Below are 14,610 nucleotides of genomic sequence, written 5' to 3'. Positions count from 1 at the left end.
GTTTACGAGTGAAAACGTGGTATAGAACCTTTGAAAGAAGATGGATTTAGCGAGTATACACTGAGTATAGTAGTATCTAGCTATTGAAGCTTGTGCTATTATCAAGACGACGGTTGAAATCCGTCCACCTATAATGATTAGCCTCAATTTAATGTTGGGGCTTTTTCTTAATTCAGTCTTTTTTTCTACAATCAAATTAGCCTTTATAATATTTCTAGAGGATTTATACGTTGCGAATAATATAATTCCATTATAAAACCACGAATCGTTGATTCGTGGTTCTTTTTTATAAACTTGTCGAGTGTTTTGGTTGAACTTTTTGTTCTGGGTCGATGTAGTTGATAGCATTGTTAACAGCTGTTGGAGCTTCACCCAGTCCTGTAGCAATCAAATCAATCTTTCCTTCATAGTAGCAGCAGTCTCCGATAGCGTAAATACCCGCTTGGCTGGATTCTTGCTTGCTATTGACGATAATCTTATGACGGTTGAGATCTAGACCCCAATTTTTAAGATTTCCGACAGAAGACTTGAAGCCGTAGTTGACAAAGAGGTGGTCTACCTCAATCGTTTCGGCTTCATCCGATTTGACTTTTGTGATTTCCAGTTTATCAAGTGTTTTTCCATTTCCAAGGAGTTGGCTAGGAACGAATGGTGTCTTGATAGTCACAGATGATTCTTGCAGGGCTTGCACACTGTGTTCCAAGGCGCGGAAGTTATCTCGACGGTGAACGAGAGTAGTTGGGGCAATTTTTTCGAAAGCCAATGCCCAGTCAACTGCTGAGTCCCCTCCACCAAGGATGGTCACTTTCTTACCAGCGTATTGCTGGATATTGGCAACGTGGTAGTGGATATTTTCATGGTTTTCGACGCCATCTAATTCGAGCGGACGAGGTTTAAAGGCACCACCACCCATGGCAATAATGACTGTTTTAGTCAGGTGGCTTCCCTTGTTGGTTGTGATGGTAAAACCTTGATCTTGTTTCTCGATTTCAAGAACCGTTTCGTTGAGATGAACAGGTGTATCAAAGCCATCTAGCTGCTCAAGCAAACGATTGGTTAACTCTTCTCCAGTTAAGTTTGGGAAACCTGGCACATCAAGGATTTGCTTTTCAGGGTAGAGGATGGCAGGCTGACCACCGAGCTGGGGAAGGGAGTCGATGATTTGGACTTTGGCTTGGCGTAGGTGGGCGTAAAAGGCAGCAAAGAGGCCGACAGGACCGCCCCCTACAATGGTAATATCATAGAGTTGAGACATGATTTCTCCTTCGTTTTTTCTAGTCAGTTTATTGTATCATAATTTTGCTTAATTTAAAATGAAGTAGGATGGGGAAAAAATGAGCAGAAAATGGTATAATAGTACGGAAAGTGTTTTGACAGGGAGGAGGCCAGGGATGAATTTTCAACAATTATCCAATTGGCAATACTGGACAAGTTTGTTTTCAAGTCCTTGGACGATAGTCATCAATCTGATTGATATTTTGATTGTGACTTATATTTTGTACCATTTTACCAAAGCGATTGCAGGGACTAAAATCATGATATTGGTTCGGGGAGTTTTGGTCTTTATTCTAGGTCAGATTCTGTCCAATATGATTGGCTTAACGACCATTTCATGGTTGATCAATCAGATTATCACCTACGGGGTCATCGCAGCGGTGGTTATCTTCTCGCCAGAGATTCGGACTGGTTTGGAGAGATTAGGTCGAGCTACTGATTTCTTCTACAATGCCCCTATTAGTGCAGAAGAGCAAATGGTTCGTGCCTTTGTCAAATCAGTCGAGTACATGAGTCCGCGTAAGATAGGTGCTCTGGTTGCTGTTCAGCGAGTGAGAACCTTGCAGGAATATATCTCAACTGGAATTCCTCTAGATGCGAAAATCTCATCCGAGTTATTGATTAATATCTTTATCCCTAATACTCCCTTACACGATGGTGCGGTCATTGTCAGAGAAGACCGGATTGCCGTAACTTCAGCCTACCTACCCCTGACTGAAAATACAGGAATTTCCAAGGAGTTTGGGACACGCCATAGGGCGGCGATTGGTTTGTCAGAAGTATCGGATGCTCTTACCTTTGTGGTTTCTGAGGAAACAGGTGGAATCTCAATCACCTATAATGGAGTCTTTAAGCATGACTTGACCTTGGAAGAGTTTGAATCGGAGTTAAGAAGAATCTTGCTTCCAGCATCAGAGGAAAAACAAGGTTTGAAAGAGCGTTTGCTAGGAGGATTGAAACATGAGAAAAAATAGCCTTTATATTATTTCTTCATTTTTTTTCGCCTGCATCCTCTTTATCTACGCGACTTCTACAAACTACCAGAATAGCAATAGTGCCAGACAGGTGAGGACAGAAACCTATACTAATACGGTTCTTAATGTCCCAATCGATATTCAGTATGACAGCGATCAGTACTTTATTAGTGGCTTTACCTCTGAAGTGACCGTCTTTCTGACAGGGTCAAACAGAGTTGCTTTGGCGAGTGAAATGCAGGAAAGCACTCGGAAATTCAAGGTCAAAGCTGACTTAACCAATGCCAGTGTAGGAACTATCGAAGTTCCTCTAACCATTGAAAATTTACCAAGTGGTTTGACGGCTGTTGCGACACCGCAAAAGATAACAGTGAAGGTTGGTAAAAAAGCAAAACGAGATAATGTAATCGTTGTGCCAGAGATTGATCCTAGCCAGATTGATTCTCGTGTGAAAATTGATACAGTCACTGTGTCAGATGAAAAAGTAACGGTTATTAGTGACGAGGAGACTCTCTCTAGAGTAGATCGAGTTATTGCCATCTTGCCGACGAGTGAACGGATAACAGGTAACTATTCAGCCTCTGTTCCTCTACAAGCAGTCGATAAAAATGGAAATGTCTTGCCAAGTGTCATTATGCCATTTGACACTACAATGAAAATTACAACCAAGACAGTATCGTCTAGCTCGAGTTCTTCGTCAACGACCTCATCAACAGGATCCTCGACTAGCAGCTCGTCTTCAACGAGTTCAGAAACGAAACCAGACTCGTCTAAACAAGAATAAATAAAAAAGTAGAAAAGGATGATTAACAAAATGGGTAAATATTTTGGGACCGATGGAGTCCGTGGAGAAGCAAACGTAGAACTGACACCAGAATTGGCCTTTAAATTGGGACGTTTTGGTGGTTATGTTCTTAGCCAACATGAAACGGAAGCCCCTAAAGTCTTTGTAGGACGTGATACACGTATTTCAGGAGAAATGCTAGAATCTGCCTTAGTGGCAGGTCTCCTCTCTGTAGGGATTCACGTCTACAAACTCGGTGTCCTTGCAACACCAGCAGTAGCTTATTTGGTTAAAACTGAGGGAGCTAGTGCGGGTGTCATGATTTCAGCGAGTCACAACCCAGCCCTTGATAATGGAATTAAGTTCTTTGGTGGGGATGGCTTCAAACTTGATGACGAAAAAGAAGCAGAAATCGAAGCCTTGCTAGATGCTACAGAAGATACCCTTCCTCGTCCGAGTGCTGAGGGCTTGGGAACCTTAGTGGACTATCCAGAAGGTTTACGTAAGTATGAAGGCTACCTTGTTTCAACTGGAACTCCTCTTGAAGGGATGAAAGTGGCCTTGGATACAGCTAATGGTGCAGCGTCTACAAGTGCTCGTCAAATCTTTGCAGACCTTGGAGCTCAAATAACTGTTATCGGTGAGACACCGGATGGTCTTAATATCAACTTGAATGTGGGTTCTACACATCCAGAAGCTCTTCAAGAGGTGGTCAAAGAAAAACAGTCAGCTATTGGTTTGGCCTTTGACGGAGACAGTGACCGTTTGATTGCTGTCGATGAAAATGGCGACATCGTCGATGGTGATAAAATCATGTACATCATCGGGAAATATCTTTCTGAAAAAGGCCAGTTAGCTAAAAACACCATCGTGACAACCGTCATGTCTAACCTTGGTTTCCATAAGGCTTTGGATAGTGCTGGCATTAACAAAGCAGTCACCGCAGTTGGAGATCGCTATGTTGTCGAAGAAATGAGAAAATCAGGCTACAACCTTGGTGGTGAACAGTCTGGTCACGTTATCTTGATGGATTACAATACAACTGGTGATGGCCAATTATCAGCTGTCCAATTGACCAAAATCATGAAAGAAACAGGTAAGAGCTTGTCTCAACTGGCATCAGAAGTGACGATTTACCCACAAAAACTGGTCAATATCCGAGTGGAAAATGCCATGAAAGAAAAAGCCATGGAAGTACCAGCTATCAAAGCCATCATCGAAAAGATGGAAGAAGAGATGGCAGGCAACGGCCGTATTCTTGTCCGCCCAAGTGGAACAGAACCCCTCTTGCGTGTCATGGCAGAAGCACCAACAACAGAAGAAGTCAACTACTATGTAGATACGATTGCTGCTGTGGTTAAAGATGAAATTGGAATTGACTAAAGCCTAGAAAAACTAGATGAAATGATAAAAATGTGGTACAATTGCATAGTAAATTGTAGCAATGGGAGAGAAAAATGAATCTTAAAAGAGAACAAGAATTTGTTAGCCAGTATCACTATGATGCTCGTAACTTTGAATGGGAAAATGAAAATGGAGCTCCTGAAACCAAGGTAGACGTGAACTTTCAGTTACTCCAACATGACCAAGAAAACCAAGTGACTTCGCTTGTCGTTATCTTGAGTTTCATGATTGTCTTTGACAAATTTGTCATCAGCGGGACGATTTCCCAAGTGAACCATGTGGAAGGTCGTATTGTCAACGAACCAAGCGAATTTAACCAAGAAGAAGTCGAAACCTTGGCACGTCCATGTTTGAACATGCTCAATCGTTTGACGTATGAAGTAACAGAAATCGCCTTGGATCTTCCAGGGATCAATTTGGAGTTTTAGTCATGAAATTAGCTGTCATTACAGATTCTTCCGCCTATTTAGAGGAGAAGACGCTGCAAAGAGAGAATCTATTTATCTTGGATATTCCTGTCAATATTGATGGGGAAGAGTATGTCGAAGGTGTCAATCTGACTGCTGAAGAATTTTATCAAAAAATGGCTCAGTCTGCTGAATTGCCTAAGACCAGTCAACCAAGTATTGCCAAATTGGATGAGATTCTTAGTTCTTTGAAAGACGAGGGTTATACCCATGTCTTGGGACTCTTTCTTTCGTCAGGGATTTCAGGTTTTTATCAGAATATCCAATATATGTTAGACGAATATGAAGGTTTGACCATTGCCTTTCCAGATACTCATATCACAAGCTCCCCTCTAGGATTTATGGTAGAGAGTGCTTTTGAATGGGCAGAACAGGGCGATGATTTTGCTCAGATTCAGGAGAAGTTGGCTATTCAAATCGCTGATAACTCCGCCTTTATCATAGTAGATGACCTTGATCACTTGGTTAAGGGAGGACGTCTGTCAAATGGTGCGGCCATCCTAGGAAATCTTCTCAGTATCAAGCCCATTCTTTACTTCAATGACCAAGGTGTGATTGAAGTTTACGAAAAAGTTCGTACGGAAAAGAAGGCAACCAAACGTTTGGTGGAAATCATCAAAGAGTTGACAAAAGATGGGGACTACCGTATTACAGTCATTCATGGGAACGCTCCTCAAAAGGCGGCAGATTTGCGTCAACTCTTGATTGAGAGTGGTGTGAATTCTGAGATTCCAATTGTCAGCTTTGGTAGTGTCATTGGGACCCACCTTGGAGAAGGTAGTATCGCCTTGAGCTATACGCCAGTTGTCTAGATTGTTCTTACAAGTTTTGTATCTTAGCAATTGAACACGGCCTACCTGCCTCTTGAAAAAAGATGCCTGTCTTGCCTTTCATGGAAAGTCAGCGCCATTCCCTATTTTTCATGGGCAGCTAACGTCCTTTGTATCTTAGTCAGGAGTAGTGATGAGTATTCGAGTGATTATTGCTGGGTTTAAGGGAAAGATGGGCCAGGCCGCTTGTCAGATGGTCTTGGCTGATCCTAACTTGGACTTAGTCGCAGTTTTGGATCCGTTTGAGTCTGAGTCAGAGTGGCAGGGAATTCCTGTCTTCAATGATAAGGCAGCCTTGGCTGGTTTTGAAGCGGATGTCTGGGTAGATTTTACAACTCCAGCTGTTGCCTACGAAAATACACGCTTTGCTCTTGAAAATGGCTTTGCTCCAGTCGTAGGAACAACAGGCTTCACTAGTGAAGAAATTGCAGAACTAAAAGCATTTTCCCGTGAACAAGATTTGGGTGGCTTGATTGCCCCTAACTTTGCCTTGGGTGCGGTCTTGCTTATGCAATTTGCGGCCCAGGCGGCTAAATATTTCCCAAATGTGGAGATTATCGAGCTTCATCATGACAAGAAAAAAGATGCTCCGAGTGGAACAGCCATTAAAACAGCTGAGTTGATAGCAGAAGTTCGAGAGTCTATCCAACAAGGTGTGCCTGATGAGGAAGAACTGCTTGCAGGAGCTCGTGGAGCTGACTTTGAAGGTATGCGAATCCACTCAGTCCGTCTACCAGGATTGGTAGCTCATCAGGAAGTCATTTTTGGAAATCAGGGAGAAGGATTGACCCTCCGTCATGACTCCTATGATCGCAGCTCCTTCATGACAGGGGTCAATTTGGGAATCAAAGAAGTTGTCAAGCGTCATGAGCTTGTCTATGGATTAGAACACTTATTATGAGATTAACACAAATGCCTTCTGAATTTCAGAAGGCTTTACCAGTATTAGAAAAAATTAAAGAAGCAGGTTTTGAAGCCTATTTTGTTGGGGGCTCTGTTCGAGATGCCATTCTCCATCGTCCAATCCATGATGTGGATATTGCGACCTCATCCTATCCAGAGGAAACCAAGCAGATATTTTCCCGCACAGCCGATATCGGAATTGAGCACGGAACGGTCTTGGTCTTAGATGGTGACGAGGAGTATGAGGTAACCACCTTTCGGACAGAGGATGTCTATGTAGACTATCGCAGACCCAGTGCAGTTTCCTTTGTGCGCTCGCTAGAAGAAGATCTCAAGCGCCGTGATTTCACAGTAAACGCCTTTGCCTTGGATGAGACAGGAGAAATCATCGATTTGTTCCATGGTCTCAAAGATCTGGAAAACCAAGTCTTGCGAGCGGTTGGGGTGGCTAGTGAGCGTTTCAATGAAGATGCCTTACGTATCATGCGTGGTTTTCGTTTTCAGGCCAGTCTTGGTTTTGAACTTGAGCAAGAAACATTTGAAGCCATGAAATCTTTGACTCCGCTCTTGGAGAAAATCTCTGTGGAGCGTACCTTTGTTGAATTTGACAAACTCTTGCTTGCACCTTTTTGGCGTGTTGGCTTGTTTTCCATGATTGAGAGTCAAGCTTATGATTACCTCCCTGATATGGCAGACAGTCGAGAAAAGCTCCAAAAATTGTTTGATTTAGAGGCGGATTTCACCTTTGAGTCTTCTGAACAAGCCTGGGCGGATCTCTTGTGGGCTTTGGAGATTAAGGATGCACAGTCATTTTTGAAGCATTGGAAAACCTCACGTCAATTTGCCAAGCAGGTTCAGGATTTACTGACTATTTTGGCTTTGCGAGAAGAAGGAGAGTTGAGCAAGCGTGATTGTTACCGTTTTGACTTGGATTCCCTTCTACAAGCTGAACGTCTTCGTCAGGCTCAAGGAAAAGAGGTCAACCCCCAACTTATCACAGAAACTTACCAGAGTTTGACCATTCAAGACAAGAAAGAAATCCAGATTAACGGTGGTATTTTAATCAAGGAATATGGTTACCAGCCAGGTCCAGATTTGGGAGATATTTTAACTGAGATTGAGTTTGCCATTGTCGATGGTGACTTGGAGAATGACCGTGATGCCATTCATACTTACCTGAGGGAGAAAAAATGAGTGATTTTATCGTTGAAAAACTAAGTAAATCCGTTGGTGACAAGACCGTTTTTAAGGATATTTCTTTTATCATCCATGATTTGGACAGAATCGGTCTGATTGGTGTCAATGGGACTGGTAAGACCACTCTGTTAGATGTCCTTTCTGGTGTTTCTGGCTTTGACGGGGATGTCAGTCCTTTTTCAGCTAAGAATGACTATAAGATTGGCTACTTGACCCAAGATCCAGAGTTCGATGATAGCAAGACAGTTTTGGATACGGTCCTATCCAGTGACCTCAAGGAAATCCAGTTGATTCGTGAGTATGAACTCCTCATGCTCGACTATAGCGAGGACAAGCAGGCACGTTTGGAACGTGTCATGGCTGAGATGGATTCTCTCCAAGCTTGGGAAATTGAAAGCCAGGTCAAGACGGTCCTCAGCAAGCTAGGTATTCAGAACTTGTCAACTCCAGTTGGTGAATTGTCAGGTGGTCTGAGAAGACGGGTTCAGTTGGCGCAAGTTCTCCTAGGCAACCACGACCTCTTGCTTCTGGACGAGCCGACCAACCATCTGGACATTGCGACCATCGAGTGGCTGACCCTCTTTTTGAAAAATTCCAAGAAGACGGTTCTCTTTATCACCCATGATCGCTATTTCCTAGATGCACTGTCAACGCGGATTTTCGAGTTGGACCGCGCAGGCTTGACCGAGTATCAGGGTAATTATCAGGACTATGTTCGCCTTAAGGCGGAACAAGATGAGCGTGACGCTGCCCTTCTCCACAAAAAAGAACAACTCTACAAACAAGAACTGGCCTGGATGCGCAGACAACCGCAAGCGCGTGCGACCAAGCAGCAGGCTCGGATCAATCGTTTCCACGACTTGAAAAAGGAAGTTTCAGATAATCCTACTGAGACAGACTTAACCATGACCTTTGAGACCAGTCGAATTGGAAAGAAGGTCATCGAGTTTAAAGATGTTTCCTTTGCCTACGAGAACAAACCTATTCTGCAAGATTTTAACCTCTTAGTGCAAGCCAAAGATCGTATCGGTATCGTTGGTGACAACGGTGTTGGAAAATCCACCCTGCTTAATCTGATTGCAGGAAGTCTTGAGCCGACAGCAGGTCAAGTTGTGATTGGGGAAACGGTTCGTATTGCCTATTTCTCTCAACAAATCGAAGGCTTGGATGAAAGCAAACGGGTCATCAACTACCTGCAGGAAGTAGCAGAAGAGGTCAAGACTAGCGGTGGGTCTACAACTTCCATCGCTGAGTTGCTAGAGCAGTTCCTCTTCCCACGTTCAACCCATGGAACCTTGATTGAGAAATTGTCAGGTGGAGAGAAAAAACGTCTTTATCTCCTCAAATTGCTCTTGGAAAAACCCAATGTTCTTCTTTTGGACGAGCCGACCAATGACCTAGATATTGCGACTTTGACAGTCTTGGAAAATTTCTTGCAGGGCTTTGCAGGTCCTGTCTTGACAGTTAGCCACGATCGTTATTTCTTGGATAAGGTAGCGACCAAGATTCTCGCCTTTGAGAATGGCAAGATTCGTCCTTTCTTTGGCCATTACACCGACTATCTTGATGAAAAAGCCTTTGAAACAGAGATGGCCAATCAAGTGCAAAAGGCCGAAAAGGAGAAAGTGGTCAAGGTCCGTGAAGACAAGAAACGTATGACCTACCAAGAAAAGCAGGAGTGGGCAAGCATTGAAGGCGATATTGAAGCCTTGGAAAATCGTATCGCAGCCATTGAAGAAGAAATGCAGGCAAATGGCTCCGACTTTGGTAAACTAGCGACTCTTCAAAAAGAGCTAGACGAGAAAAACGAAGAACTTCTTGAAAAATACGAACGCTATGAATACCTAAGTGAGTTAGCATGATGGAAGAAAAAGTCATTAAACGTAGTCCCAAGAAAATCATTTGGAATGCCTTGTTTGGCTTGGCTTCAGTGCTTTTCTTCTTGTTACCTCTCTATTATCTCCATTCGTATTCGCAAGAGGGGACCAGACTTCATACGATAAGTCTTTTGTTGATGCTGTTTGTACTTTTTTGTGCTGGAGTAGTCATTTATCAGACATACAGACTGTTAAGTTCCGATAAGGAATATTTGAGATTTACAGTTAAGGGGTTTTACTACAAACCGAATCCAAAGAAACCCAGTCATTTCTACGCTTGGGCTGATGTAGAGGAATTTTCCTTCTCTCGGATTCGAGGGAAGTATAGGGATTCCTATCGGATTGAAGTTGATTTTAAAAACAAGGAAAATGTGAAATCCCAATCTCTTATAGCCCTACTGAAGAGAAGGTGTTTCCCTTTTCATCAGTCAGCAGATTTGATCATCCCTATCTTTCTACTAGATGTAGGTCTTCCTGAAAGGGTATACGAGACTATGAAGTACTATGAAAGAGAATGGCGTATCGAACAAAATCGTCAAGCAAGAAAAGAGGCAAAACAAGCTTTGAAAACCAAATCTTCCAAACAGCTATAAGTCAGTTTAGCTTAAAGAAAATCAATCAAAAAAGCCCTATCCACTGGATAGGGTTACTCTTTGTCTTCTTTTTTTGTTTCCTGGTGGAAGATATTTTGCCAAGTCTCATGGCGACGCCAGATACTAGTGTGGACGATACCATCTAACTCATAGCAAATGAGCTTGGTTTTTTGACTAATGGAAGTAATCTGAATATCCTTGATTGTAGTAGGTAGTTCTTTTGCAACTTTGTAGGCGCCCTTGTCCATCTGCTCTCCATCTTGACGAATATAGATAAAGTCCTCAGCAAGGAGTTCTTCTAATTGATTGCCTTGGTCGATCAATTGCTCGCGCATGAGTAGTTTTTTATAGACATTGTCCAAAATTTCGTCTTCAGGTATAGGAGCAGGTTCGATATGGATATCGGTATCAAATACTCCAAATCGTTCTTCTAGCATAGACTCAACCTGATCTGCAATCTCGTGACTTTCATAGACAGATAAGTCGGGATTCATTTCTAAGGTGATATCAAGGTAGATGTTGCTACCGTAGGTACGCCCTCTTTGGGACTTGACCTTACTAATCTTTGGAATCTCCATGATGGCCTTCTGGTAGTCTTCCAGCAGACGATCGTCAAAACCATCTGAAAGACTAAAGGAAGACTCGATAAAGATATCATAGGCTGTCTTTAAGATAAAGAAAGTGATGATGATAGCGACCAATTTATCCACGATTGGATAATTAAAACTGCTGGCTAGGATGGCAATGGAAGTCCCAAGCGAGGTGACAGCATCGGAAAGATTGTCCTTGGCGGCAGCCTTAAGCGCCTTGGACTTAGATTTCTTACTGAGGCGAGTATTATAGAGATAAACTGCGAACATGACTGCCGCAGAGACGACTCCGAGAGTTGCACCTAGAGGGTCGATAACTGTCTGTTCCCGACCGAGAATTTTTTGAATGGTGTCCCGAAGAACATCAAAACCAACATAGAACATGATGATGGAAGTGATTAAGCTAGCCAAATCTTCAATCTTCCAGTGACCAAAGCGATGGTCACGGTCTGCAGGTTGGCGGGCCATTCGAATCCCAATCAAGAGAGCAACATTTCCGATAATATCGGATACGTTGTTGAAACCATCCGCCACCAAACTGGAAGAATGCAGGAGGTGACCAGTTGCCAATTTTGCTGCAGACAAGAGGAGGTAGGTTGAAATACCGATAATAGCTCCACGTTCTGCCAATTTGAGATTTGACATGGATTGGTTCATCGGACTTCCTTTCTAGTGCTGAGATTCTGTTTTCATTATACTGGTTTTCATGGGAAAATTCAAATTTAGTCTTGTTTCATCGGATTTTAATTCTTGAAAATTGTTCAAATTTTGATATAATAGTACTACTCAAGGGAGTAGCTGGCAGAAACCTGTGATAGTGTCGTCATTCCGAATTTTATACTGAAAAGTATTCTTTCCGGCGCTATCTTAAACAGCGAGACTTGTTATGATTAACAGGTCTCTTTTTGTTTGTCATAAAACAAAAGAGAGCTTGTTTTGCACACAATGTCAAGGAGGAGACACATGTCAAAAGAACAAAAACGGCAAGCGTTTTATACTCAAAGTCCTGAAGAGGTCTTGAAGTCGGTTGAAGCAACTGAGCAAGGTCTTTCGTCAAGCGAAGCGCAGAAACGCCTAGCTGAATATGGGCGCAATGAACTCGAAGAGGGTGAGAAAAAATCTCTCTTGGTTAAATTTATCGAACAGTTTAAGGATTTGATGATTATTATTTTGGTGGCTGCAGCCATCTTGTCTGTCATAACTTCTGGTGGGGAAGATATTGCAGATGCCATCATTATTCTAGCCGTTGTTATCATCAACGCAGCCTTTGGTGTTTACCAAGAAGGAAAAGCAGAAGAAGCCATCGAAGCCCTCAAATCGATGTCTAGTCCAGCTGCGCGCGTTCTTCGTGATGGGCATATGGCTGAGATTGATTCCAAAGAATTGGTACCAGGAGATATCGTTGCCCTTGAAGCAGGTGACGTGGTACCAGCGGACCTACGTTTGCTAGAAGCTAATTCTCTTAAAATCGAAGAAGCAGCCCTAACAGGTGAGTCTGTTCCAGTCGAAAAAGACTTGACCGTCGAGCTCTCTGCAGATGCCGGTATTGGTGACCGTGTCAATATGGCCTTCCAAAACTCAAATGTGACTTATGGTCGTGGTCTTGGTGTTGTTGTCAATACAGGTATGTACACGGAAGTTGGTCATATCGCTGGCATGCTCCAAGATGCGGATGAGACGGATACACCACTCAAACAAAACTTGAACAACCTTTCTAAGGTCTTGACCTATGCAATTTTGGTCATTGCGCTTGTTACTTTTGTAGTCGGAGTCTTCATTCAAGGTAAAAATCCACTTGGTGAGTTGATGACCTCTGTTGCGCTTGCTGTTGCAGCCATCCCAGAAGGACTTCCTGCTATCGTGACCATCGTTCTTGCCCTTGGTACTCAAGTTTTGGCAAAACGAAACTCTATCGTTCGTAAGTTGCCAGCAGTAGAAACACTTGGTTCAACTGAAATCATCGCTTCTGATAAGACTGGTACGCTTACCATGAACAAAATGACAGTCGAAAAAGTCTTCTATGATGCAGTCTTACATGACTCTGCTGATGACATTGAACTAGGTCTTGAAATGCCTCTTCTTCGTTCTGTTGTTTTGGCTAATGATACTAAGATTGATGCAGAAGGAAACCTGATCGGGGATCCAACGGAAACAGCCTTCATCCAGTATGCCTTGGATAAGGGCTATGATGTTAAAGGATTTTTAGAGAAATATCCTCGTGTAGCTGAGTTACCGTTTGACTCAGATCGTAAGCTCATGTCAACAGTTCACCCATTACCAGATGGGAAATTCCTCGTAGCAGTCAAAGGGGCTCCAGATCAACTCTTGAAACGTTGTGTTGCTCGTGATAAAGCTGGCGATGTCGCTCCGATTGATAATCAAGTCAATGACTTAATTCACACAAATAACTCTGAAATGGCTCACCAAGCCTTGCGTGTCCTTGCGGGTGCTTATAAGATTATTGATAGCATTCCAGAAAACTTGACTTCTGAAGAACTGGAAAACAACTTGATCTTTACTGGATTGATTGGGATGATTGACCCTGAGCGTGCCGAAGCAGCTGAAGCAGTTCGTGTCGCTAAGGAAGCGGGAATTCGTCCAATCATGATCACGGGTGATCACCAAGATACAGCGGAAGCCATTGCCAAACGTTTGGGAATCATCGATGAAAATGACTCAGAAGACCATGTCTTGACTGGTGCTGAGCTCAACGAACTTTCTGATGAAGAATTTGAAAAAGTGGTTGGTCAATACTCTGTCTACGCGCGTGTATCTCCAGAGCACAAGGTTCGTATCGTGAAAGCTTGGCAAAACCAAGGTAAGGTCGTTGCCATGACAGGTGATGGTGTGAATGATGCACCAGCTCTGAAAACAGCCGATATTGGTATCGGTATGGGAATCACTGGTACTGAGGTTTCTAAGGGTGCATCTGACATGATTCTTGCGGATGATAACTTTGCGACTATTATCGTCGCAGTTGAAGAAGGACGTAAGGTCTTCTCAAACATTCAAAAGACTATTCAATATCTTCTTTCTGCCAATACAGCTGAAGTTTTGACCATCTTCTTAGCGACCCTCTTTGGATGGGATGTTTTGCAACCAGTTCATCTTTTGTGGATCAACTTGGTAACCGATACCTTCCCAGCTATTGCTCTTGGTGTTGAACCTGCTGAGCCAGGTGTTATGACCCACAAACCACGTGGACGTAAGTCAAGCTTCTTCTCAGGTGGGGTCTTGAGTTCTATCATCTATCAAGGTGTACTCCAAGGGGCACTGGTCTTGACCGTTTATGGCCTTGCTCTTACCTATCCAGTCCATGTAGGAGACAACCAAGCTATTCACGCAGATGCCCTTACAATGGCCTTTGCAACACTCGGTTTGATTCAGCTCTTCCATGCCTACAATGTTAAGTCTGTTTACCAATCCATCTTGACAGTTGGACCATTCAAGTCTAAGACCTTCAACTGGTCAATCTTGGTATCCTTCATTCTTCTTATGGCAACCATCGTTGTAGAACCGCTTGAAGGTATCTTCCACGTAACCAAACTAGACTTATCACAATGGGCTATTGTTCTAGCTGGAAGCTTCTCAATGATACTTATCGTCGAAATCGTCAAGTTTGTTCAACGTAAACTTGGTTTTGATAAGAACGCGATTTAAAAAGAAAGTCATCTTCGGATGGCTTTTTTTGCATTTGAGGGAAAGGACTAGAAGTT

General features: G+C 43.0%; 12 protein-coding genes. 10 read left to right on the top strand and 2 right to left on the bottom strand.

Annotation, left to right across the window (positions count from 1 at the left end; genetic code table 11):
• Positions 1-286: 286 nt before the first annotated feature.
• Entirely contained in the window at positions 287-1,255 is a 969-nt protein-coding gene (locus ACUW6H_RS04325) for an NAD(P)/FAD-dependent oxidoreductase (RefSeq protein WP_454361795.1), read from the bottom strand.
• Between the two features lie 136 nt (positions 1,256-1,391).
• Here ACUW6H_RS04325 and cdaA point away from each other — a divergent pair, with 136 nt between their 5' ends.
• The 9 genes from cdaA to ACUW6H_RS04280 all read left to right on the top strand — a co-directional run bounded on the left by cdaA (position 1,392) and on the right by ACUW6H_RS04280 (position 10,304).
• Positions 1,392-2,249 (top strand): diadenylate cyclase CdaA, encoded by an 858-nt coding sequence (cdaA, locus tag ACUW6H_RS04320; protein WP_454361793.1) that lies wholly within the window; start codon positions 1,392-1,394, stop codon positions 2,247-2,249.
• Entirely contained in the window at positions 2,236-3,033 is a 798-nt protein-coding gene (locus ACUW6H_RS04315; protein ID WP_061586680.1) for a CdaR family protein, read from the top strand. The genes cdaA and ACUW6H_RS04315 overlap by 14 nt, the downstream gene beginning before the upstream one ends.
• A gap of 30 nt (positions 3,034-3,063) precedes the next feature.
• A complete protein-coding gene (glmM, locus tag ACUW6H_RS04310) occupies positions 3,064-4,416 on the top strand; it encodes a phosphoglucosamine mutase (RefSeq protein WP_454362093.1) in 1,353 nt (450 codons plus the stop codon).
• A 74-nt stretch (positions 4,417-4,490) separates the two neighbouring features.
• Positions 4,491-4,865 carry a DUF1149 family protein gene (locus tag ACUW6H_RS04305; protein ID WP_049505295.1) on the top strand — a complete coding sequence of 125 codons (375 nt, stop codon included), beginning with the start codon at positions 4,491-4,493 and terminating at the stop codon, positions 4,863-4,865.
• Positions 4,866-4,867: 2 nt separating this feature from the next.
• On the top strand, positions 4,868-5,716 hold the full coding sequence (locus ACUW6H_RS04300) for a DegV family protein (protein WP_454361790.1): 849 nt from the start codon (positions 4,868-4,870) through the stop codon (positions 5,714-5,716).
• Positions 5,717-5,867: 151 nt separating this feature from the next.
• Positions 5,868-6,635, top strand: coding sequence for a 4-hydroxy-tetrahydrodipicolinate reductase (gene dapB, locus ACUW6H_RS04295; protein WP_454361788.1), 768 nt, complete (start codon positions 5,868-5,870; stop codon positions 6,633-6,635).
• Positions 6,632-7,831: a CCA tRNA nucleotidyltransferase gene (locus ACUW6H_RS04290; RefSeq protein ID WP_454361786.1), complete on the top strand. Its 1,200-nt coding sequence runs from the start codon at positions 6,632-6,634 to the stop codon at positions 7,829-7,831. The genes dapB and ACUW6H_RS04290 overlap by 4 nt, the downstream gene beginning before the upstream one ends.
• Complete coding sequence (locus tag ACUW6H_RS04285) at positions 7,828-9,696, top strand: ABC-F family ATP-binding cassette domain-containing protein (RefSeq protein WP_454361784.1); 1,869 nt, start codon at positions 7,828-7,830, stop codon at positions 9,694-9,696. The genes ACUW6H_RS04290 and ACUW6H_RS04285 overlap by 4 nt, the downstream gene beginning before the upstream one ends.
• Positions 9,693-10,304: a hypothetical protein gene (locus ACUW6H_RS04280; protein ID WP_454361782.1), complete on the top strand. Its 612-nt coding sequence runs from the start codon at positions 9,693-9,695 to the stop codon at positions 10,302-10,304. The genes ACUW6H_RS04285 and ACUW6H_RS04280 overlap by 4 nt, the downstream gene beginning before the upstream one ends.
• A 53-nt stretch (positions 10,305-10,357) precedes the next feature.
• Here the strand turns inward: ACUW6H_RS04280 and ACUW6H_RS04275 are convergent, their stop codons facing one another.
• Positions 10,358-11,551: a cation diffusion facilitator family transporter gene (locus ACUW6H_RS04275; RefSeq protein ID WP_454361780.1), complete on the bottom strand. Its 1,194-nt coding sequence runs from the start codon at positions 11,549-11,551 to the stop codon at positions 10,358-10,360.
• Positions 11,552-11,857: 306 nt separating this feature from the next.
• On the opposite strand from ACUW6H_RS04275, the gene ACUW6H_RS04270 reads away from it, so the two are divergent.
• The gene (locus tag ACUW6H_RS04270; protein WP_454361778.1) at positions 11,858-14,554 is read left to right on the top strand and encodes a cation-translocating P-type ATPase; all 2,697 of its coding nucleotides are present in this window, start codon (positions 11,858-11,860) and stop codon (positions 14,552-14,554) included.
• Positions 14,555-14,610: the final 56 nt, after the last annotated feature.

The sequence above is a fragment of the Streptococcus sp. 151470009-6 genome (assembly GCF_053628175.1).
This window is presented reverse-complemented; position numbering and strand designations above follow the sequence as displayed.

Bases quoted from the DNA above. Each gene is read 5' to 3' on its own strand.
- ACUW6H_RS04325 (WP_454361795.1), bottom strand. From the start codon at position 1,255: ATGTCTCAACTCTATGATATTACCATTGTAGGGGGCGGTCCTGTCGGC.
- cdaA (WP_454361793.1), top strand. From the start codon at position 1,392: ATGAATTTTCAACAATTATCCAATTGGCAATACTGGACAAGTTTGTTT.
- ACUW6H_RS04315 (WP_061586680.1), top strand. From the start codon at position 2,236: ATGAGAAAAAATAGCCTTTATATTATTTCTTCATTTTTTTTCGCCTGC.
- glmM (WP_454362093.1), top strand. From the start codon at position 3,064: ATGGGTAAATATTTTGGGACCGATGGAGTCCGTGGAGAAGCAAACGTA.
- ACUW6H_RS04305 (WP_049505295.1), top strand. From the start codon at position 4,491: ATGAATCTTAAAAGAGAACAAGAATTTGTTAGCCAGTATCACTATGAT.
- ACUW6H_RS04300 (WP_454361790.1), top strand. From the start codon at position 4,868: ATGAAATTAGCTGTCATTACAGATTCTTCCGCCTATTTAGAGGAGAAG.
- dapB (WP_454361788.1), top strand. From the start codon at position 5,868: ATGAGTATTCGAGTGATTATTGCTGGGTTTAAGGGAAAGATGGGCCAG.
- ACUW6H_RS04290 (WP_454361786.1), top strand. From the start codon at position 6,632: ATGAGATTAACACAAATGCCTTCTGAATTTCAGAAGGCTTTACCAGTA.
- ACUW6H_RS04285 (WP_454361784.1), top strand. From the start codon at position 7,828: ATGAGTGATTTTATCGTTGAAAAACTAAGTAAATCCGTTGGTGACAAG.
- ACUW6H_RS04280 (WP_454361782.1), top strand. From the start codon at position 9,693: ATGATGGAAGAAAAAGTCATTAAACGTAGTCCCAAGAAAATCATTTGG.
- ACUW6H_RS04275 (WP_454361780.1), bottom strand. From the start codon at position 11,551: ATGAACCAATCCATGTCAAATCTCAAATTGGCAGAACGTGGAGCTATT.
- ACUW6H_RS04270 (WP_454361778.1), top strand. From the start codon at position 11,858: ATGTCAAAAGAACAAAAACGGCAAGCGTTTTATACTCAAAGTCCTGAA.